Source organism: Pedobacter vanadiisoli, assembly GCF_042684385.1.
GTDB classification, from domain to species: domain Bacteria; phylum Bacteroidota; class Bacteroidia; order Sphingobacteriales; family Sphingobacteriaceae; genus Pedobacter; species Pedobacter vanadiisoli.
The window spans coordinates 27,694-50,699 of the sequence record NZ_JBHULL010000015.1 but is presented as its reverse complement, the minus strand read 5'-3'; the positions used below and the strand labels follow the sequence as shown (position 1 = coordinate 50,699).

Sequence of the window (23,006 nt, the reverse complement as noted above, 5' to 3'; positions counted from 1 at the left end):
TCCAATAGATATTAAGTTATAAACTCACCTGTAAGCCAAGGTTATAAAGCGATTGTAGTGGATAGTTCATTCCATTGCCACGCATTTCGGCATCCCACATCTTGAACTTGCTCAGTATGAAAAGATTGGTTGCCGATAAATAAAGGCGCACATTTCTGAGATTAAGTTTTTTAATATCAGTGGAATAGCCAAACTCTACATTTTTTAATCTTAGGAAATTACCGTTCCTCATCCACCAGGTTGATGTCATGTTATTGTTTGGTACCCTCCAGGTGCTCAATCTTGGCCAAAAAGCATAAAGATTAGGATTTGTCTCCGTCCAGTAATTTTCCGAAATGGCCTTTAGCAAGCCGGTCTGGTAACCTCCATTCTGATAAAATGGCTGGATTTGGGTAGAATTAATGAAGAATGAAAAACGGGCAGATCCCTGAAAATAAAAACTGAAATCAAATTTCTTGTACCTGAAACTGGATCCAAAACCATAGGTAATTTCTGGTTCTGTAGGGTAACCTAGCGGAACCTGATCATCAGTATTGATCACCCCATCGCCATTTATATCCCTATATTTGATATCTCCTGCCTTAAGGCCACGATCGCCGAACTGAACGGGTGAATTGGCAACTTCTTCATCATCAATAAACAACCGTTCCGCAATATAGCCATAGGCCTGATTAAATGCTGTTCCTTTTCTGGATAGATAAGATAAAGATGCAGGGTAAGGTAATTCATCAATCTTACCGATCTTGGTTGTGGCGTAGGTAAAAGTACCCCTGGCATTGATTGAAAAATCGCGCGAAATATTTGCCCTGTAGCTACCCGACATATCAACACCTTTGGATGTACCATCCCCGAAATTGGAAAAGGTTGTTGCCATTAAACCTGCTGCATTATCGATATTTGCAACAGGCTGCAAAATGTTGGTCCGTTTTTGTTTGAAAACATCTACCACTACATCAACTCCTTTTCCTACTGTCAAATCCATTCCAATATTTAACTGGGTAGACCTTTCCCATGAAATATCGGCATTTGCATACCTGGATATGGAAACACCTGGACGGGAATAGATCGGGGCCCCGTCATTTCTGCCAAAAGAGGAACCATAACTATTGTCGTTTAAACTTACCCTCGACATATAAAAGAAACGGTCTCCTACATTTCCAATGGCATCATTACCGGCAACACCATAGGTAGCCCTGAATTTAAGATTAGAGATCACCCCCCTCAGCGGTTCAAAAAACTTTTCATTCGAAATTCTGTAGCCAACACCGATTGACGGAAAGAAACCCCAACGGTTACGGGTGTCAAAACGCTCTGATCCGTTGTAACCGAAGTTAAATTCAGCAAGATACCTGTCATCATAACCATAAGAAAACCTTCCTGAAATACCAGCATTTCTTGAAGGTAAAGACTGGATCAACTCATCAACATTGGCATTTTCATAATCTGAGAGGTAAGAAACAAGCATCCCCCCAACTGCATGTTTATCCTTAAAAGTCCTGTTGTAATTTACTGAACCTTCCAGCCACAACCTGGAATCTATATCCTTTGCATCCCTGGTAAAATTCAGCACCTCTGTTCCAACCGTACCTATTGAATTTTGTCCGCCATCATTTAATGCGGTTAAATTATAGGATTGATCCTGGGGATTGATCACTGCAGAATAAAAAAACGGGTTGTAGTTTCTGTTTACCCTGTAATAGGAAGTTCTGCGCAAATATCCCATTGCACGTGCGCTTAAGCCCTTTGTCAGGTCAGACAAGTCTTGTTTCAACTCCAGCTGAGGCTGCAGATTAGAGCTCTTATACACCTGATATCCTTTTACCAACTCTGCATAAGGATTTGTATACAAGGTAGAACTTAGGCTCAAGTCGGTATTGCGTGTTTGAGCTGAACCAAAAAGCGGATGCTCAATAAAAGGCAATTTACCCGACGGATACACAGCCGGGAACATTACCGGGTTTGCGTTTAATGCATTCCTGAAAGTTTGCTCACCGCCACCAATTGGCCCCTGGTAGTCATCAAACTGGCCATACATACGGATAATCAATACTGTCGACTTGGTGAGATCGAAGTCTATATTTGAACGGATAGAATAATTGGTTAACCTGATATTATTATTAAAGTTATTAATCGGGTTCACTTTTAAATTACCGTTATCCCGGTTTAAGGTACCCGCTACATAATACCTGGCACGGTTAGAGCCCCCTGCTATATTCAGGTTGTAGCCCTGGTTAATCGTTTGCTTTTTGATAAGCTGGTCTAACCAGTTATTATTCGGGTACAGGTATGGATCTTCGCCAGCTGCAGTGCTGTTGATTTTATTTTGCGAATAGGGTTCAATGCCATTTGGCGTACGTGTTATGGAAGCCTCATTGGCCATTCTCATATAGGTAATATTATCAGCAAACTCATAATCCCTTGTATTTTTTGATACCCTGTTCTCTACCCTGAAATTAAACTGAGGTTTTCCATTCATTCCCATTTTGGTATTAATAAGCACAACCCCATTTGCTCCCCTTGCACCATAAACCGAAGAGGCCGCAGCATCTTTCAGTACAGAAAAATCCGAGATATCATCTGGTTGCAGGCGCGCCATATCGGTAGGTGTTGATTCTACCCCGTCAATCAAAATGAGCGGGTCTCTTTTACCAGCGCCAAACGTAGATAAACCACGGATATAGAAAGTTGAGTTATCCGTACCCCTTCCCGGTTCGCCACTGCTCTGAAAAGCAATTATTCCGGCAATACGCCCGGCAAGCGCATTGGTCAGGTTCGATGAAGGGGTTTTTAAATCCTTCACATTTACGGTGGTGATCGAACTAACCATACTCGCTTTTTTCTGGGTATTACCAAATCCCGTTACTGCAACTTCCTGTAATTCTGTGGTAGCATTTTCAAGCTTAATATCCAAAGTGATCACATTGCCAGCATCAACTGATTGCGAGGCAAGTGAAATCTGCCTTGGCTTAAATCCTACACATGTAATGGAGAGGGTGGCCGACTTTGCAGCCCTGATTTCGAACCGGCCAAAATTATCGGTAGCAACTCCCTGGTTCGCAGCACCGGCAACCTTGATTACCGCACCGGGCAATCCGCTCGTCGAGTCCCTAACAATACCCTTCACCAAAATTTGATTTTGGGCCATTGCATTAATACTTAAAAAGACGAGCACAAGCATCATATATTTTGCCAATGCCCTACTGTTAAAACCGGTTTTAACTTTCCTCACGTTTTGCCTCCCGGTTATAACTGGCGGGATCAACATTTTGAGAGAACCGCTCAGTACATCAGGCAGATTGCGAATTTTTGGATTTAAACCTTGATTATTACTCATAATATTAATTGTTTTAATGGTTTTTTAGGTGGATTTAATAGGCATAGTAATGCCATTTCCTTTTCAGGATTAATTATAAACGTTAAAACAACGTTTATAAAAATGCTTAAGAAAATACGGAATAAGGCGAAACCTTAAACTGTTTCCGGTTAAACGTATCTGTTATCTGAAAAAATGGTGATGCTGACTTTGAAAAAGTTTTTAAATAGGCGCGCTTGCCTATTGAGGATTAGACTTCTGTTCATATTAGTTATATCTGGTTAGTGGTTGGTTATCCTTATTCTTGCTTAAAAGACAATAATCTTTTAATAAACGTCTAAATAACGTTTTTTAAATGTATGTACAATCGTGATATAATTATAACCGTATTTTAATATAAAACCACCATATTTTAACCCATAATTAAAAAATGTCGGTAAATTTTAACTGCTTCAGGTAACAGAATTTTAAGCAAGCAGATACAACAGGAACAAGATAAACACCAATAAACATAAGTAAACGAGCAATTTGCATACTTTATATATTGATTATACCACTTCTTTCTATTCCGATTTTAGAATAACCAACCTGTTAATTGGCTGTTTGGCAGATTTAATCTTCCAGGAAAAGGAAAGCTGTTTCCCCGGAGGTTCCAATTGGTAAGCGGTTCGTAGTAAAACAAAAGTAGTAGAGACTAATTATCAAAAAAGTTAATCCAATAACCTAGCTTTCATTCCAGTGCTTATAAAGCACCTTGATCAGACTTGGCAAAGCGATGAGCAATAGTGGCAGGGCCACTATAAAACCACCAATAACAGCAATAGCTAACGGTTGATGCAGCTGTGCACCTGCCCCTATACCCAAAGCCAAAGGCATTAAAGCAATAATGGCACCTAAGGCGGTCATTAATTTTGGACGTAACCGGGTAGAGATAGCAAAGGTTATGGCATCATCAACACTTTGTTTGGTGAGCGATTCTTTAAACTGCAGAAAGGTAAATATTGCATTTTCGCCAATAATGCCCACAATCATAATCAAGCCCGTATAACTGCCTACATTGAGCGGCGTACGGGTAAAAAACAAAGCTAAATAACTTCCGGCAAGGCCAAGTACCGAGATCAGTAAAATGAGAAAAGCTATTTTAAAATCCTTAAACAGAAACAAGATCACACTAAACACCAGCAAACTTGAGGCGATTAGAATGGTGAGCAACTCGGAGAACGATTGTTGCTGTTCTTTATATGCACCACCATACTCAATATGATAACCTGAAGGCAGGTTCACATTGGCATTTATGGTTTTCTGAATGTCTTTCATTACACTGCCAAGATCCCGGCTATCGAGCCTTGCCGTAATTACCCCAATGGTTTGCAGGTTCTCTCTGGCTACCTCTGCAATTCCTGCTTTAAGATCAACCCGGGCCATTTGTTGAATGGGCACTGCTGTTCCATTGGGTAAGAAAATTTTAAGCTTGTTGATATCGGCCACACTAAATGTCCTGCTGCCCGGATAAACCATGCGGATGGGCGAAAGCTGTTGCTTATCGTATAAATTGCCAATTATGGTCCCCTGCATGGCCGTTTGGAGTTGCGATTGAAAGGATGCGGGACTAACACCATACTGCGCCAGCATGGTAAAATTAGGCTGGATATTTACCGTTGGTCCTGAGCGTACAATACCATCAAATACATCGGCTGTACCGTCTACATGCGAAACCAGGTTTGCTATCTTTTTAGATAGCGCCTGCAGCTTCTCCTGGTCATTACCAAAAATTTTCACCTCAACAGGCTGGGTAGAGCTCATTAAGTCGCCCAGCATATCGCCAACTACCTGCCCGAAATCGATTACCAATGCAGGTTGTGTATGTTCAATATGCGCACGTATCTCCGAAATTACCTCATTGGTACTTTTTTTTCTATCATGTTTCAGCTGGATCAGGTAATCGCCGGTATTGGGTTCAGTAATAAAAAAGCCCATTTGCGTTCCCGTTCTTCGCGAATACGCCTGAACTTCAGGGATTTTTACAATTTCCTTTTCTACCTGCCTAAGCATCCTGTCGGTTTCAGTAAGTGAAGTTCCCGGAGGTGAAGCATAATCCATTACAATACTACCTTCATCCATTTCAGGCAGGAAACCCGTTTCTAAACGCGGAAAGATGAGTATAATTGATACGATCAGCCCTAACATCAATATAATCGAAACATAAGGCCGTTGTATAAAATAACGCACCCAATTTTGCGATTTAACTTCATGTATTACCACCTTTTTACCAGAAGCGGCATGGCTGCCCCCTTTTCGGGTAAGCAAAAGATAAATTACGGGCAAGCCAATCCAGGTAACAAAGAAAGAACAAACCAGGGTAATAATCATAGTATTAGTCATTACCTGAAAATATGAGCCCGCAACACCGGTCATCAATACAAAGGGAACAAAAATTACGATGGTACTGATTGATGAGCCCAGCATGGCCGGAAAAAGATAACCAACAGCTTTGCTCAGCAACCGCATGGTAAGTTCTTCTGGGTGTTCTTCATGTGCGCGGTGAATCTGCTCTACTACTACTATGGCATCATCAATAATTAAACCTATGGCAGCTGCAATAGCACCCAGAGTCATAATATTGAGCGAATAGCCGATAAAATAGAGTACAATCATGGTTAAGCAAAGGGTAACCGGGATAGTAATTAAAATGGTAGCACTTGCCTTGAGCGATCTTAAAAAAATAACAGCTACCAAAATGGCCAATACCAAACCAATCAATAAACTATCGCGTACACTTTTTATCGATTCGTTTACAAAATCAGCCTGTATGTAATAAGGTTTAATGCTTACACCTGCCGGCAGGATATGTTTTAACTGTTCAACTTTGGTAAACATCTCATTAGAAAGATCAACCAGGTTGGCATTGGGCTGTTTAATTACTGCAATCAGAACCCCATCTTTACCATTGGCATTAATGCGGGTATATTCTACACTCTGCTGAATATTTACCTTAGCAATATCCATAACCTTAATCATCCGGTTGCCCTTTCTGCTCAGCACCAGGTTTTCCAGATCGCTTTTATTTTTTACAGTAGCATCGGTTACAGACAGGTAGAGATAATTATGATCGGTGAGGTAACCGTTAGATTTTATAAAATTGGTTTCGCCAAGGGCATTATTGATCTGATCGGGCGAGATACCGAGTGACTGCATTTTTTGCGCATCGAGTTCCAGCCAGTATTCTTTGCTCTTACCGCCTATAACACGGATTTCGGAAATGCCGTCAACTTGCGAAAGAAAGGGTTTTACGGTATAGGTGGCAATTTTTTTCAGTTCGGCCAATGAATAATTATGGCTCTCCAAACTGTATCCACTTACCGGGAGGATAGACGGATTCATCTTTTCTACTGAAATGTTAACCCCGGCCGGCAATGAAGCACTGATTTTAGCAATCTGCGATTCTATGCGTTGCTGACTCAGATCAATATCGGCTCCTGGGTTCATAAATGCAGAAAGCTCGCAACTGCCCCTACTGGTGGTACTCCTAACCAATTGAAGATCGGGCACCTGTTTTACGGCATTTTCCAGAGGACGGGTTACGGTAACCACCATCTTATCAACCGGCTGTAGCTCTGCATCAGCAATAATCTTGATCTTAGGGAAGGTAATTTCAGGAAAAAGCCCAGTTTTTAACTGATTAAAGGAATAAATCCCGCCCACAATAATGATGAGCAGCACTGCCAGGATAGGATTTTTATGTGAAATGAAAAACTTATTCATGGCTATTTCTGGATTTTGACTTTGGCTGTATCGGCAATTCCATAATTACCACTTGTAATGATCCTGTCGGTTTTTGAAAATTTAGGATCGAGCACTTCAACGGTTTTCTCGTTTTCGATACCTTTTTTCACATTTACCCTTACCGCTGTCGAATCATTAATGAGTTTCATTACCCAAAACTCATCTTCAGTTTCGTTAGCCAAAACCGCCGATTTTGGCAATACCTGGGCCTGTGCATGGTTAACTTTTGTTAACCTCACTTTTGCAATCAAACCTTCAGGAATATCTTTACCCGCCCCTATTTTCAGAACGTAACGCTGGGTTTGTGCCGATGAATCAACAGAGGGCATTGTTCCTGAAACCATGCCAGTCATTTTGGTCCCGTCAGGTAAAAGGATATCCACGTTTCTGTTCTGATTGATCAGCTGATTATATTCGTAAGGTAAATCGAGCAGAAAAACCAGGCTATTGCGGTTGCTAATGGTAGCCAAAGCCTCTCCATCCTGTACATAATCTCCCTTTTGATGATTTACCTGAATAATTGTTCCGGCCTGATCGGCCCTGATATTGGAGATACCCGAAAATTTAAACCCCGCATCGAGCTTATTTACACTATTACCAATTGATTTGGCCTCTTTGGTGATTAAACTAAACAACAATTGATGGCTGCCTACCTGCTTGCCCAGCACAGCTTCTACATTTTCTACGTAACCGTTAATATTTGCCTTTACAAAACTTTTCTCCAGGTAGGCCGAAACTGCCGAAAACTCCATAAATTCTGAAAGAGAACTGTCGCGCACGAAGGTTACCTGAACCGGTGTAACAGGCGAAGGCTCATCTATTGTCTCTGTTGGAGCAGAATGATTACATGCCGAAAAAATAAACAAAACGGTAATGCCACTGCACATTAATTTTAAATAGCTTTTCATGGTTATCGGTTCCAGTAGTTAAATTGATTGATCAGTTTTAAACGGTTAATGCTGGTTTGACGCAGTAAATTCTGAGCAGCCAGGTAGTTGTTGATTGCAATAACAAAATCGGCTACTTTTAAATCGCCGGTACGCATTAATTTGCTATCCACCTCTATCAAACCCTTGCTGAAACGGATCTGCTCATTAATTTTTGGGAAAAGTGCATCAGTCTGGCTTAGCTGCTGACGGATGAGGTTTAGCTGTTGTTGCTGTTGGCGGATAAAAAAATTACGGTAGCCGGCTATGGTTTCTGAAGAAAGACTCAGCTTATTGTACTGCATTCTTTTCTGATGACCATCGTAAATCGGAACGGAAAAAGTGAAACCAATACTTGCCCCCAAATTTTTATAAGGCTGCAAAGCAAATGAAGAATTATAACCCCCGTTTGCGTATACCCCAAGTTTGGGTTTATAGTTAAAACCGACAGCGTTTTTTTGGTTGATATTTTTTAAACTGTCAAGGTCAAAACGTTTATTAAAAAAGCCCTGGGCAGTTGTACTGATTTCTGTTTGCAATTTCGGATCGGCTAACTTCACCTGCGTGGTATCAGAAATACCAGCCAGGTAGTTTAACGTGGCATAATCATTTTTAAACTGTAGCTCGGCCTGTTTTAGTACCAACTGCTGTTGTTGTAAGGTAACCAAAAAGGTTAAATACTCTGATTGTTTGTAAATATTACTTCTCGTTAATTTTTTAAGTAATGTTTCTTCCTGTTCGAGCAGGGTAACCACTTCGCGGTTAAAACCTACCTGTTCCTGACTGGCATAGGCTAAAATATATTGGTCGGCAACAGATCTTTGCAGATCGTACAGCGACAATTGCCTGGCATATTTAATGGAATCGCTTTGAATTTTAACACCTTCCAGCTGGTTATTAATACGCTTCCTGTTCAGCAAATCATAATTCACATTAAGCAATGCTTCCAGCGCCTGTCCGTTGGTAAGCACTTTATCGTAACCATAATCGCGAAAAGTAGGCGCATACATCCCAGCCGAACTGGCCGTAACCTGCGCTCCGCCGGTAGCCCGGACAATCAAACTATCTATCCCTGCCGAACGTTGCTGGTTTTGAAAATCCTTAAGTACCGGACTTGTAAATTCGGCCTGTTTTAAATAATAATCAAGACTTTTTACCGGCACCTGTGCCATTACCCTGGTAAATGAAAAGGCAAACAGGTAAAAAATCAAGTATTTTAACTTTAGGTTCATTTTATGTTTTTGCTCAGCTATTTTCAATTGTATATTGACTTTCAAAGGATTAAAAAAATTAAGGTTTACAACAATGCCAGCTTAATACCCTCAATTTCTTAATATTTTCAACTTTCACGTAAGTTAATTTTGTTTTATTAGCCAAATTAAGGATCAATTATGAAGAAAATCTGTAGCTCACTTTTTTTGATGGAAGATATAGCCTTTGCACAGGTAGATGAAAAACTTCCTTGCCGCCTTACCTTTTTCCTTAATAATAATAGGCTGTAATTGTGTTACCGAGTCGAAATATGGGAGAACAGCATGAGGCTGAACAGTGTTTGGCCCGTCATTTTTAAAACCCGGATCAGAATCTACATAAATAGCATTCTTACCATTAAGTGTGATCAATTTAGTTCCTATATAATCAAACTGTAATGCATTTTCGCCTATCACATTCTGGCCGTAAATAAAATAATTACTATATAGATTAAGTTCGGCAGAAGTTTTATAGTTATCAGCAGAAAACACAAAATCGGCCCGCTGCTTATTTTTGATCTCGGAAACTTTTTGATGCAATTTTTGCCACCCAACCCATGTATCATCTGATTTAATGGGAACAGGATAAAATAACAGTTCTACAAGCAGGCCTAAATGGACAATAAATGAAATAATAATCTGTATATTAAACCATTTTTTATTGATATACGCCGCAGCAAGCATAATCCCTGTAATATATGAGGGCATCATCCAATTGATCTTTATCCAATAAATAGGCGCCAACAACAGAAAACCAACAAAAATTGGCAGAAAAAAACAAAGCAGGAAGAGGTTAGTTGCCGGTATTTTACTTAAAGACCGTCCATAAGTCCTGATTGTCTTATAAAGCGCATATAAAACAGCCATAAAAAGTATGGGGATGAGGAGCAAAAGCTGATGGCCTAAAAGGCCTAATATAAATTTTGGTTTTAATTCCAGTACCGCAGCATCATGCATCCTTTGCGAGCCCTGAAAAGCAAACGATGCGAAATGGTTTTTTAAATTCCAGATAATTACAGGAGAGGTAACCAAAACCATTATTATGAGGCTTAACCAGGGCCATATTGTTAATAAAAGTTTCCTTTTGGGTTGATTAAGCAACAGGAATACAAACAATCCAAAAGGCAGAAAAATGGCTGTATATTTACTGTCGAATGCCAATCCCATTAATACCCCTACCAACAGCCACCAAACTTTTTTTTCCTCAAAAAGGGCTTTAAAGAGTGCAAGCAGGGAAAGTGTCCAGAAAAAAAGTAAAGGTGTATCGGGTGTAGAAACCAAAGAGATAATACTCACCATAAGTGTGCTCAAAAAAAGTACAATAATCTTTTGAGACTCATTTTTGGTAAAGAACTTTAGGGCGAGCTGATAAACGGCTATAGAAGTTAATGCAGTTAAAACCGAATCGGCGAGTTTAATGGCAAATACATTTTTTCCTAAAATCCACGTAAATAATTTAAGCAGGTAAGCAATGGCAGGTGGATGATCAAAATAAGATAAATCGGGATGTTGTGCATAAAAAAAGTAATAGGCATCCTGTGGCATTGGCCCCATTAACCCAATGGCAATTAATCTGATCAGTAATACAGCTATAAACAGATAAAATGGTAGTTTATCGATTTTAAAGCCAGTACTTTTTTCTCTTAAACCCATGTTAAATAAGAATTTAAGTAAAATTATTTCCAGATTCTGTAGAAACGCTGAAAAAAATTGCAATTGTAAGTGAAGCGTTACAAAAAGTTATTTCAAGATCAAAATCTGCCCGAAAGCATTAAACCTGTGCTCCCCTGCTGGTGAAAAGGCATAAATGTAAAATTCCCTTCTTTTTTCGTGGTGAAAAGGCTTTTAATATAGGGATATACCAGGTAGGATATTTTTGTGGAAGCAATCCCAAAACCCGCTCCTGCCACTACATCGCTAAACCAGTGTTTGTTGTTGTACATCCTAAGCGTTCCTGTTGCCGTAGCAACGAAATAGCCTGCATAACCAATCCATGGGTTCACATCTTTATATTCCTGGTGTAAAAACTCAGCAGCCATAAATGCAGATGCGGTATGCCCTGAAGGAAAAGAATTTAGCCCCGAGCCATCAGGCCGTTCCCGGCCTACCCCCTGTTTAACAAAATGAGTAGAAACACCCATAATTGCTGCTGAAGTTACATATAGCATAGAAGCATCAAATAAATTGTGTTTACCTTTTACACCCGATAAATTAAGTGCATAAACCGCTGCAGCAGGTGCAAACTGAAGGTAATCATCTACATGGGCTGCAAATAAAGGATGATCTTCCTGTAATTCTGCCCTGGTGCTTACATCCAATTGTTTTAAAGCCCCATGATCGTAAACTGCTGCAAAGCCATACCCCATTAATACTACAGGTGCAATAAATGTTGCCGCCTGAAACCGTTTTTTGGGAACCGGGTTACCAGTGTACCACCTACCTAATGAATCGGCAGGTGTGTTTTTAACTGAATCGATGCTTTGAGCAGCACATGAAGCGATAAAAGCAACGAAAAGTAAAGTATAAATCAGGATGTTTCGCATAATTATGGTTTTACCGGATTTCCGTTAGCATCGAACATCAAATCTTTACCTTTTACCTCTGCTTCGTAATAAATGGTTCCATCCGCTTTGGTAATTTTGGCAGCCTCGGCGATTTTTGAACCTTTTAATTTGGCAAGAACTGTAGCAGGCAATTCGATAACTTTAATAGCTGTTTCGGTTTCTAAAAGCACACCTTTTGCCGAGTAAACTTCCGAAGTTTCTTTACCGTTCAATTTAAAGCCGGCTTCGTAATCCTTTTTTTCCATTTCCCATGAAACTTTGGTTCCGGCATGAAGTTTTGTAAATGCTGCAATAACCGGAACAGGTACTTTGGATGCATTAATTTTTTGTGCATATGCAGTAGCCACACTACCTGCCAGCAATAAAATTCCAAAAATTGTTTTCATAGCTTTTAAATTTTTAAATCAAAGCTAGAAGTGAATTATGAAGAAATTCTGTAGTTAGCCGTAATTCAAATGTTCAGGGGTTTTTCATCCTCACAGCGCTGATTTATGCAGCGGATTTTTAATCATTAATCATCTTCGTTTGTAAAAAAAGTGCAGGTTAACCACCAAAATAGACTGTAATAACATGTTCTCCATCTATTGCCTGATAGTCAATCTTAAAGCCGTACAGGTTACAAATCTGTTTGTTGATGGCTAAACCCAGCCCCATACCTTCTGATTCTGCCGATTTTGAAAAACGATCGAATATTTTACGCTGTATGTTACCTGTTTTGCCCGAATTCGAAATAATTAAAGTCTCATTGCTTAAGGTGATATGGATATGTCCGTTTGGCACATTATGCCGTACGGCATTGCTAAAAAGATTATTCAACAGGATATCGGCGAGATAACGGCTCATTTTAATTTCAACCGGAGCAAGGTTTTCGCTGAGTACCAAACCATCTTTTTCCAATAGCTCCTTAAATTGCCGTCCTTTCGCTTCTACCATTTCTTTCATCTCGATAATTTGTATATCGGGAATCAGGTTGTTTTCGATTTTAGCCAGCAACAGTAACGATTGGTGCAATCTTGATAACCTGCCTGTGGCGTGATAAATATCTTCCAGCAATACACCCTGCTGCTCGGTAAACGACTCGGTTTGCAATAAAGAATCCAATTTAGAATTGATTACTGCCAAAGGTGTCATCATTTCATGCGAAGCATTATCAGTAAAACTTTTCAGTTCCTTATAATCCTGCCGTACCCTTTCGGCCATGGTATTTACCGATTTACTGAGTTCATTAAATTCATCTATTTTGGTTGGCTCGTGCTCAATGGTATCCATTCGGGTAACCTCAAAAGCTTTCATCCGGCTTAAAATGGAATAAAATGGGCGCCAAAGCCTGTTCAGTACAAACCTGTTGATCAATAACAGCGACAAAAGCAGCACTACAGTAATACCAACCGTAATCAGTAATATAATTCTAACAAGGTCTTCTGATTCTACCCTCGATTTGGTAATGGTTACTTCAACTGCTTTGCCATTTACGTGTACAACAGTAATCAAACTCCTTCCAGGTTCATTTCCATGTTCTTTAGGATTGTAATAATTGGTGTATAAAAATTCACGTTCGGGACTTATCCCTTTAATTTCTTTATAAGAAATCTGCTGATCAAGGTAACTGGCAGGTAGCGGGAGTTTATGAAAAGTACTTACATACTGGTTAATTTCATTTTCTTCAACAGCTAAATCGCGGTCTAATTTTTCGGTTAATATAAAATGGATGACCACATAGTAAATAATCCCGGTAATGATCAATACAACGATTGATGTTAAAATATTGGCCTTATTATAACGGTTGGAGAGTTTCATATATCGCCAAATTTGTAGCCAATCCCATAAACAGAACGAAGATAATCTGCTGCACCGGCTTCGAGCAGCTTTCTACGGAGATTTTTAACATGGGTATAAATAAAGTCGAAATCATCCGACAGGTCCATTTCATCGCCCCACAGGTGCTCGGCCATTGCATTTTTAGTGACCACCTTGTTACGGTTGGAAAGAAAATAAACCAATAGATCAAACTCTTTTTTGGTTAATATGACCTGATTTCCCTTAACCAGGATTTTCATAGCCGAAACATCGACGGTCATCTCATTAAACAAAATAACATTATCGCCATCAAAATTCTTTCTGCGGACAATGGCGCTTACCCTGGCCTTAAGTTCTGATAAGTGAAACGGTTTAACCAAATAATCGTCGGCTCCAAGATCAAGGCCTGCAAGTTTATCATCTAAAGAGTGTCGTGCAGAAATAATCAGTACACCATCTCTTTTTTTCAGCTGTTTAAGCCTGGTTAAAAGCTCCAGCCCCTCTCCACCGGGCAATCCCAAATCCAAAAGAATACAATCGTAACTGTAAAGTGATATTTTTTCATTAGCAGCAGCAAAATCCGAAGCATGCTCGCAAATGTTACCTTCTCCGGTAAAATAGGCCAAAATACTCTCCAGTAAAGCAGGTTCATCTTCAATAACCAGAATTTTCATTTTGTATCTTTTTTTGTGCTTTTAAAGTAACCATTTAAACCCGAAAGTTAAACATCTGGTTTTTATTAAATCAGGTAAAACGCTGGATAAGCTTTTCTATATTCCGGTCTTTCTTCTTCTGCAGAAACTGCCTTCCATAATCGGTAAAATATTGGTGGCCTATCAGCATTTTGATATTAATAGTGTCCCATTCCCTATGGCTGTAAGTCAAATTAATATTTTCTTTCCACTCCTGTTTCAACCTTAGGGCAAAATCAGTATAGGTTGGCAATGCGAAATGATAGAAATCAGCATCACATATTATTTTTTCTAAATTATTGTGGGGCAGTTGCGGATATTTGGTAGCTAAAATACAGTTCTGCACCAGTTCTATATCTAAACTACTTAAACCATTTGTATTTAAGAAAGTACCGGCCATTTAGGCACTGATATCCTCATGTCCGATGTATTGGCGGGTGTAACCAATATCGTGTAAATAGGCTGCCAGAGTAAGCACCAACATTTCGTGTTTGCTTACAGCGCTGTACTCTCCAATTATTTTCACCCCTTCTACTACAAGTAAGGTATGTTCGAAATTATGAAAGTACATATGTTCCGGAAGCCCGTTTTCTAAAAGCCCCTGAACATAATCTGATACCCGGCTGATCAATATCTTCTCTTCCACTTAAAAAAAAATAGATGCCACAATATTATAAGTAAAATCTGAAGAAAAACTGTAGCATCATATTTTACTGACTATTATCGAACTGCAAATCTTTCTTTTTCTTAACAATGCCGAAATTGTAACTAAAGCCCAGGTAAAAAATTCTGGAGTTACTTCTCTGGTTAATGTTTTGCAAGAGCAATGGCGATTGCAGTTCTGCAACTTGGCGTTGTGATTTAAATAAATCTGATACTGTGAGGTATACAGAACCTTTTTTCTTTAAAACTTCTTCTCTTACACCAATATTTAGTACATAGCTGGGCAGGTATTTGCCCTGCGGAGTTAAACGTGCCGATTTATATACGGAATTAAGCTGAATGGCTGTTCCCCATGGTAAAATATAACTTCCGTTAACATTGGCCGACCAGGTAACGGTAGATTTCTTATTGCTATAGCCAAGGTTAGTGGCATCAATCTGATTGTAAAACACATTTGGAATCAGGTTAAAACTCAGTTTATCGCTGGGATGTAAAGTAAGCATTACATCAGCACCAAAAGCCCTGTCGTTGCTCAGGTTCTGCTGCCGGGTTACCAGAACCGAATCATTTAACGGTGCTGTAATCGCTGTAAAACGGTTATAGGTATAGCGGTAATAAATACCTGGCAAAATACTGAAGTGATCGTTACTCCACTGATAGCCCAGCTCTACTGAGTGGATAATTTCGGGCAATAAATAAGGGTTACCTACTCTTACATTGGTAGGGTCGGCGTATTCAGCAAAAGGATTTAACTCATCGGCTTCAGGCCTTCTCACCCTTCGGCTGTAATTTAACTGCAGTTCTTTATTTCTAGCTACTTTATAAGTAAAATGAAGTGTTGGGTACAACTTAAAATAATGATTGGGCACCACTTCTCCTGTAGTAATCAGTTTAGAGGTCACATCGGAATACTCCCCCCTTAAGCCTAACATCATCCCGATTTTTTTAACGTCTAAAGCATAAGTACCATATAAGGCATGTATATTTTCATTGTAAATGAAACGGTTGGTTTTATTAAAATCGGTCAGAAACCTTTGTTGTGCCTGGTTAAAAGCTTCACCATAAAAATCGAGGTCTTCTTTATTGTACTGCCCGTCGTAACCCGCTTCAATTTTACTGTTTTCAGTTATTGGATTTTCATATGTCAACGCCGCATGTTTCTGATTGGCGGTCTGCTTAATCAGGGTATTGTCTAACTGGTTGGCAATAGCCGGATACCTGAACAAATTGGTGTAACGGTTATCTTCAACCTCGGGCGAATGTGCCATATTAAATTCTAGCCTTAGCTTATTTCCATTCTTTTTAAATCCGTGTTCTGCATAAATCGTCGCATCAAAGTTTTTTTCCTGTTCGAAATTTTCCCTTTTCCTATCATAATCCTGCTCAAGGGACGAAACTGTACGAATCACCTTAGTGGTAATATCGTGCTTGTGTATATTGCGAACGTAAAAATTACCTGATATACCCATTGTTGTTTTATCAGACAGATTATAATCTATACCAACACCCCCAATATTAGAAAAAGGCCTCGCCCGCTGGATGGCGAAATCATCATAATACCGTATAACCTGTGTTACCGGATCGGTTTGCACACGGTTATTGGTATTGGTTCGCAGCCTGTCGTCTTGCTTCAAACTGTAATTTCCATAAATATTTATTTTCCCGATGTTATAATTCACATTTGCACCGGCATTATAACGTTCACGGTTTCCAACATTTCCGGTTAAGGTTCCGTTTAAGCCCCTTTTCACATTCTTCTTTAATACAATATTGATAATTCCACCCGTGCCATCAGGCCTGTATTTGGCTGATGGATTGGTAATCACTTCTATCTTTTCAATACTATTGGCAGGAAATTGCTGCAGCGCTGCCGCTGCATTTGCTCCCATTAAAGGCGAAACCTTTCCATTAATTAATATAGTAGCGGTTGAATTACGCAAACTGATATTTCCGTCAACATCAACCTGAACCAACGGAACGTTGGCCAATACCTCACTTGCCGATCCGGATTTAGCGAGCATATCTTGCGATACATCGTAAACTTTTCTATCTATACTATTGTTGTAAAGTGGCTTTTTGGACGCAACAGTAACCTCATCGAGGTTTTTCATCCCTCCTTCCAGTTTTATATCCTGGATTATTTTTTGGTGTGCAGCACTCACCGTAAAACTTGCGGTTTTAAAATTCTGATAACCGATAAAACTCGCCACAATAAAATAGGTTCCTTCCGGAACATTGTTCAATTTATAATTTCCTTTCGCATCGGTTACTTCCCTTTTTATAACATCAGCACTTCCAGGTTTCATTAGTACAATATTGACAAATTCAACGGCATTTGAGGTAGATCCATCAACAATTTTTCCGGTAACAACCCCGCTGTTTTGAGCAAAAAGGATTTGAGGTACAAAAAATATAAAAGATAATAGTAGTGTATAAATTTTAGGCATTGCAACATTTTTTCCGCATAGTTACAGTTCAAATCTGTCGGAAATTTGAAGATGATGTAAAATGTCCGGGTTCAGATTCTCTTCAGAATTGCTTTCTAATTTGCCAGCGGAAAACTTTTAATTATGAAAAATTACAAACGGATATTAAAGCTATTCTGCTTTTCTATATTCTTGCTGGCGGACGATATTTGCGCCCAGGAAAAAAACATTACCATATCAGGACAGATTAAAGAGGCGAAGAACAAAACCACGCTTCCCTATACTAACATTGTATTAAAAAAACCAAACGATGAAAAATTTCTTTTAGGTACCATAAGTGATGACCAGGGCCGGTTCACCATTAAAGACCTACCCTCTGGCAATTACCATATGCAAATCAGTATGATGGGTTATCAAACCTTAAAAAAAGACATTAGCATTGGTACGTTGAGTCCATTTCTCGACCTTGGTATTTTTGAATTGCCAGAAGATAGCCAAACGCTGCAAACGGTTAATGTTCAGGGCACACCGAATGAAGGATTAAGCAATAAACTGGATAAAAAAACCTACGATCTTACTAAAAACACCAGTCAGTTGGGTGGATCGGTATTACAGGCCATGCAGAACCTTCCGGGCATTACCATTCAGGATGGAAAAGTGCAGTTAAGGGGTAATGATAAAATTGCGGTGCTGATTGATGGCAAACAAAATGCAATTACAGGCTTTGGCAGTCAAACCGGATTGGATAATATTCCTGCTTCAGCTATAGAGCGTATCGAAATTATCAACAATCCTTCGTCAAAATACGATGCCAATGGCAATGCCGGAATCATCAATATCATTTACAAGAAAAACAAACAGGAAGGTTTTAATGGTAAGCTGGGCATGAGTACGGGTCTGGGCGCTTTGTGGTTGCGTAAAGAAAATCTGCCTGGTATCAGTCCACAATACCAGGCCACACCAAAATTTAATCCCTCGCTATCCTTAAATTACCGGAAAAACCAATTCAACACCTTTTTACAGGCCGATTATTTATATACACAAACGTTAAACAAAAATGAATTTTCGCAAAGGGTGTATGATGATGGTACTATTCTTAATCAGCAGGTTAAACGAAACCGTACCACCACGTTCAGCACGGTAAAAAGTGGTTTCGATTTTAATCCAAATGAACATAATAGCTTTACATTCTCTGGCTTTTTTAACCGCGAAAAAATAGGTGATCTCGGCGATATTCCTTATTTCAATAGCGATTTTACGGTACGGAATCGTTTATGGCAGTTTGTAGAAGATGAAGTAAAATATACTGCCACAGGTTCTGCAATGTACCAACATAAGTTTGCACAGCCTGGTCATACTTTAAGTGCAGGTTTCAATTATACCTGGCACAGGGAAGACGAAAAATATTTCTTCACCAATATTATGCCCACCTTCACCGGAACGGATGCCTTTAAATTACTATCGGATGAGCATGTATCAGATTTCAACTTAGATTATATTCGTCCGCTAAAACATGGACGCGTTGAGGCTGGGATTAAATACCGCTACCGCTTTATCCCTACCGATATGCAATTTTATCCGGGTTTAAATTCACCAATCGACGTAAATGCCGGTGGCTGGGCCGATTACAGCGAGTATATTCCTGCAGTATACGGCAATTACGTTTATGAAAACAATAAAATTGAACTGGAAGCCGGTTTAAGGATGGAATATGTACGCGTAGATTATAAAGTAAACCCCAACCACAATACTTATAAAAGTGATGGTTATGAATATTTCAGACCTTTCCCCAATGTACGCCTGGCTTACAAGATTAATGAAAGAAACAAAATCAGTGCTTTTTATAACCAAAGGGTAGATAGGCCAAATGAGGTTGACATTAGGATATTTCCTAAATATGATGAACCAGAATTACTGAAAGTCGGCAATCCGACACTCAGACCTCAGTTTACGCATGCACTGGAATTGGGTTATAAATACAATTGGGATAAAGGCCATTTTTACAGTGCTGCTTTTCATAAAATTGTTAATGGAACCATTACTCGTATCGCCACTATTGTTCCAGGCAATACCCTTATATATAATATCTTCCAAAATGCAGGGAGAAGTTTTAATTCAGGTGGCGAATTACTTTTACAGCAAGAACTTGCTCCCTGGTTTTCATTTAACCTAAGTACCACGGTTTACCGGAACAAGATGAATGCTTTTACCATTACCAACCAATATCCGGTTCCAACAGTGTACCATATGCCGGCGCAATCGATCGTATCGGGAAATGCGAAATTTAACGGGCAATTCAAATTAGCTGCAAAAACCGATATTCAGCTATCTATGGCTTACCTGGCTCCCGATATTATTCCACAAGGCAAAATTGGGGCCCGTTTTTCTACAGATCTTGGAATTAAAAAACAAATTCAGAAAGGCAAAGGCGAAATTTTCTTGAACGGGAATGACATTTTTAACACATTGAAAATAAAAAAGGAAATTAATGGCAATGGCTTTAAACTTAACAGTACCGACTTTTATGAAACACAGGTATTCAGGTTAGGTTACAGTTATAAATTTTAACACAAAATCAAATCCTTATAATGGTTCGTGGCACCACGAACCATGTTTTTATAACCAACTTCAGAATTGCTACAGAATTGAAACTTATATTTAGGATTAATCACTAACCAAAATCTGATATCCTTAAAATCAAACAAAATGAAAAAACTTTACCAATTAAACAGTACACTTACACTGTTAATGGTAGTGCTTTTTATGGGTTGTACCAAAAAAGAAGTAGCTACCGATACCAAATTGAGTTATAGCTTTAGCGCCAGCAATTTAAATGCTTCGTTAAGCAGCAATGCAAGTGCCAGTGGTGCTGTGGTAGCTGCAGGTACCAATGGAAGCATAAACTGGACAACCGCGAGTGTTAATGTAGCCAAAATCGAATTCAGCGCCACCAAATCAGGTAGTGGAGCAATTAATCTCGAAACTAAAAACCTTTACCTGGTTAATGCTTTAAAACCCGATTCTTTATCCGGTACTGTTTCTTTAGCCTCTGGAGTGTATGAGAACAACCAATTTAACTTAACCCTTGCCAGCTCATTAACCAACCCGCCTTTGTTATTAACCGGGACTTATATAGAAGCTTCGGGAACAAAAATCCCGGTAAGATTCGAAATGAACCAGGCACAGGTGGTTAAACTTGAAGCTAAGAGAGTGGAAGTTACTGCAGGAACTTACGTGGCTAAAGTTACGGTTCAACTTAATGCCCTGGTAACTGGCCTAACCGCAAGCGATTTCGGACAAACCACGCGCACCGGCACCAATAACATGATTGTTATTTCGAGTACCATCAATAAAGCATTATATGAAAAATTAGTTGCCCGCTTTACTTCAACATTGAGTGTTGATTTTTCAAAAAAGTAGCAATGCAAGGTTAGTTAAGTATAAACGAATTGTTAATTTAAAGCATTAACACTAATTTCGCTTTGACAACCAAACATTCAGAGTTCCTTCAGAATTGAAACTTACCTTTGCTTCGCAAAAAACAAGGTCTTGCAGGTAAGTTTCAACCGTTGGAACGCCGCCCAATTATGAGCATTAAAGAAAAAACAAGTAAACTATTGGAAAACAGGTTCGGACCTGCTTTTCTGGCTACCCTGTTATTATGTAGCATTTCGTTATTAACCCGCATAGCACTATTAATTTACAGTGCGGCTTCTTTCGACTGGTCTGTTTTAAACCTCTTAAAAGTTTTGTTCATAGGCCTGTTTTATGACCTGGCTGCTGCATCTTTTGCCATCATCCCGATTGTAATTTATTTATGGTTAATGCCTTCGAAATGGTATGGGCGTAAATTCAACAAGGTATTGTTGTTTATCTATTTTTTCTTTGTTGTTTTCACGCTTATTTTCAATGCCATTTCCGAATGGTTCTTTTGGGAAGAGTTTTCTGTACGTTACAATTTTATCGCGGTAGATTATCTTGTGTATACCACAGAAGTAATCGGAAATATCCGTCAATCGTACCCCATCAACAGCATAACAGTAGGTCTGGTAATTATTACGGCCCTTATTGTTTATTTTTTAAGAAGTTACATCACGCAATCGACCATTAACAAAAGTACTTTTGGCAAAAGGACAAAAGCTGCGTTGCTACTTTTATGCCTGCCGGTATTTACTTATTTCTGTGTGAGCCATAAACTGAAATACCTAAGCAGCAACCAATATGTAAACGAGCTTTCGGGTAATGGCATGTACGATTTTGGTTTTGCTTTTTGGAACAATCAGCTCGATTATAATACATTTTATAAAACGCTTCCGATTAAAAAAGCGGAGTCGGTACTCAGCCATTTATTACAACAGGATTCAGCCTCAACATTCAAAAACACATCGAGGAACATCAATAATCCGGGGGCAGAGAACAGGATGAACGTGGTGCTGATTAGTGTGGAAAGTTTAAGTGCTGAGTTTTTGGGCACTTTTGGCAATATGCAACACATTACACCGCAGCTTGATTCGCTGGCAAAACAGGGTTTACTTTTTAGCAATTTATACGCTTCGGGCACTCGGACAGTACGCGGTTTGGAAGCACTTTCGCTCTGCATTCCCCCAACACCCGGTCAGTCAATTGTTAAACGTCCTGATAATCACAATCTTTTTACCCTGGGCAGCATATTCCGTTCAAAGGGCTATAACAGCAGGTTTATTTATGGTGGTTATGGGTATTTCGATAACATGAACGAGTTTTTCTCTAATAATGGTTATGAAGTAACGGATAGAAGTGCATTAAAAGACACTGAAATTCACTATTCGAATATATGGGGTGTTGCCGATGAAGATCTTTTTACGCTATCATTGCGTGAGCTGGATCAAGATTACAAAAACAACAAGCCATTTTTTGCGCATATAATGACGGTTTCAAACCACCGCCCATATACCTATCCTGAAGGAAGGATCGATATTCCTTCACATACGGGCAGAGAGGGAGCTGTAAAATACACCGACTATGCTATCGGAAAATTTATCCGCGAAGCGAAACAGAAACCATGGTTTTCCAATACCTTGTTTGTGATTGTAGCCGATCATTGTGCATCAAGTGCCGGTAAAGTCGAACTTCCGGTAGATAAGTACCACATTCCAATGATTTTTTACAGTCCCGGACATATTGCGCCAGGTAAATTTGAAAAATTAACGGCACAGATTGACATCGGTCCAAGCATTTTAGGTTACCTGAACTTCAGTTATGACAGTAAATTTTTCGGACAGGATGTGTTTAAAATGAAGGATACCGATGAAAGGGCTTTTATCAGTACATACCAAAGTTTGGGTTACATCAAAAACAACAAACTGATCATCCTCGATCCCAATAAAAAAGTGGCTGCTTATAAACCAGATTTTACAACAGGGAGTGCTGTAACCATACCTTTAGATCAGAAATTGATTAACGAGGCAATTTCCAATTATCAAATGGCTTCCTACCTATATCAAAACGGCCTGTATGGCTTCGAATCTAAAAAGAAATAATATAGTTTAGCCAGCCCGGTTATTTGCTTTGTTTGCCAGGGTGCCTTAACATCCTATAACAATACTTCAATCT

General features: G+C 39.3%; 15 protein-coding genes. 3 read left to right on the top strand and 12 right to left on the bottom strand.

What is annotated here, in order from left to right:
- Nucleotides 1–16 precede the first annotated feature (16 nt).
- The 12 genes from ACFSR6_RS17120 to ACFSR6_RS17065 all read right to left on the bottom strand — a co-directional run bounded on the left by ACFSR6_RS17120 (nt 17) and on the right by ACFSR6_RS17065 (nt 17,435).
- Nucleotides 17–3,334: a SusC/RagA family TonB-linked outer membrane protein gene (locus ACFSR6_RS17120; RefSeq protein ID WP_379081051.1), complete on the bottom strand. Its 3,318-nt coding sequence runs from the start codon at nt 3,332–3,334 to the stop codon at nt 17–19.
- Nucleotides 3,335–4,036: 702 nt separating this feature from the next.
- Nucleotides 4,037–7,075: an efflux RND transporter permease subunit gene (locus ACFSR6_RS17115; RefSeq protein WP_379081049.1), complete on the bottom strand. Its 3,039-nt coding sequence runs from the start codon at nt 7,073–7,075 to the stop codon at nt 4,037–4,039.
- 2 nt (nt 7,076–7,077) lie between these two features.
- A complete protein-coding gene (locus ACFSR6_RS17110; protein WP_379081046.1) occupies nt 7,078–8,004 on the bottom strand; it encodes an efflux RND transporter periplasmic adaptor subunit in 927 nt (308 codons plus the stop codon).
- A gap of 2 nt (nt 8,005–8,006) precedes the next feature.
- Nucleotides 8,007–9,254, bottom strand: a complete 1,248-nt coding sequence (locus tag ACFSR6_RS17105; protein WP_379081044.1) for a TolC family protein — start codon at nt 9,252–9,254, stop codon at nt 8,007–8,009.
- A gap of 177 nt (nt 9,255–9,431) precedes the next feature.
- Nucleotides 9,432–10,925 (bottom strand): ArnT family glycosyltransferase, encoded by a 1,494-nt coding sequence (locus tag ACFSR6_RS17100; RefSeq protein ID WP_379081042.1) that lies wholly within the window; start codon nt 10,923–10,925, stop codon nt 9,432–9,434.
- Between the two features lie 98 nt (nt 10,926–11,023).
- Nucleotides 11,024–11,815, bottom strand: a complete 792-nt coding sequence (locus ACFSR6_RS17095) for a phosphatase PAP2 family protein (RefSeq protein WP_379081040.1) — start codon at nt 11,813–11,815, stop codon at nt 11,024–11,026.
- Nucleotides 11,816–11,817: 2 nt separating this feature from the next.
- Nucleotides 11,818–12,222, bottom strand: coding sequence for a hypothetical protein (locus ACFSR6_RS17090; RefSeq protein WP_379081038.1), 405 nt, complete (start codon nt 12,220–12,222; stop codon nt 11,818–11,820).
- Between the two features lie 157 nt (nt 12,223–12,379).
- Nucleotides 12,380–13,633 (bottom strand): sensor histidine kinase, encoded by a 1,254-nt coding sequence (locus ACFSR6_RS17085; RefSeq protein ID WP_379081036.1) that lies wholly within the window; start codon nt 13,631–13,633, stop codon nt 12,380–12,382.
- Entirely contained in the window at nt 13,630–14,307 is a 678-nt protein-coding gene (locus ACFSR6_RS17080) for a response regulator transcription factor (RefSeq protein WP_379081034.1), read from the bottom strand. Before ACFSR6_RS17080 ends, ACFSR6_RS17085 begins: the two co-directional genes overlap by 4 nt.
- A gap of 70 nt (nt 14,308–14,377) precedes the next feature.
- Nucleotides 14,378–14,725 carry a hypothetical protein gene (locus ACFSR6_RS17075; protein ID WP_379081032.1) on the bottom strand — a complete coding sequence of 116 codons (348 nt, stop codon included), beginning with the start codon at nt 14,723–14,725 and terminating at the stop codon, nt 14,378–14,380.
- The gene (locus tag ACFSR6_RS17070) at nt 14,726–14,971 is read right to left on the bottom strand and encodes an HD domain-containing protein (RefSeq protein WP_379081031.1); all 246 of its coding nucleotides are present in this window, start codon (nt 14,969–14,971) and stop codon (nt 14,726–14,728) included.
- Between the two features lie 64 nt (nt 14,972–15,035).
- On the bottom strand, nt 15,036–17,435 hold the full coding sequence (locus tag ACFSR6_RS17065) for a TonB-dependent receptor domain-containing protein (RefSeq protein ID WP_379081029.1): 2,400 nt from the start codon (nt 17,433–17,435) through the stop codon (nt 15,036–15,038).
- A gap of 123 nt (nt 17,436–17,558) precedes the next feature.
- On the opposite strand from ACFSR6_RS17065, the gene ACFSR6_RS17060 reads away from it, so the two are divergent.
- The 3 genes from ACFSR6_RS17060 to ACFSR6_RS17050 all read left to right on the top strand — a co-directional run bounded on the left by ACFSR6_RS17060 (nt 17,559) and on the right by ACFSR6_RS17050 (nt 22,933).
- The gene (locus ACFSR6_RS17060) at nt 17,559–19,982 is read left to right on the top strand and encodes a TonB-dependent receptor domain-containing protein (protein WP_379081026.1); all 2,424 of its coding nucleotides are present in this window, start codon (nt 17,559–17,561) and stop codon (nt 19,980–19,982) included.
- A gap of 138 nt (nt 19,983–20,120) precedes the next feature.
- A complete protein-coding gene (locus ACFSR6_RS17055; RefSeq protein ID WP_379081024.1) occupies nt 20,121–20,834 on the top strand; it encodes a hypothetical protein in 714 nt (237 codons plus the stop codon).
- A gap of 167 nt (nt 20,835–21,001) precedes the next feature.
- Nucleotides 21,002–22,933, top strand: coding sequence for an LTA synthase family protein (locus ACFSR6_RS17050; RefSeq protein ID WP_379081022.1), 1,932 nt, complete (start codon nt 21,002–21,004; stop codon nt 22,931–22,933).
- Nucleotides 22,934–23,006: the final 73 nt, after the last annotated feature.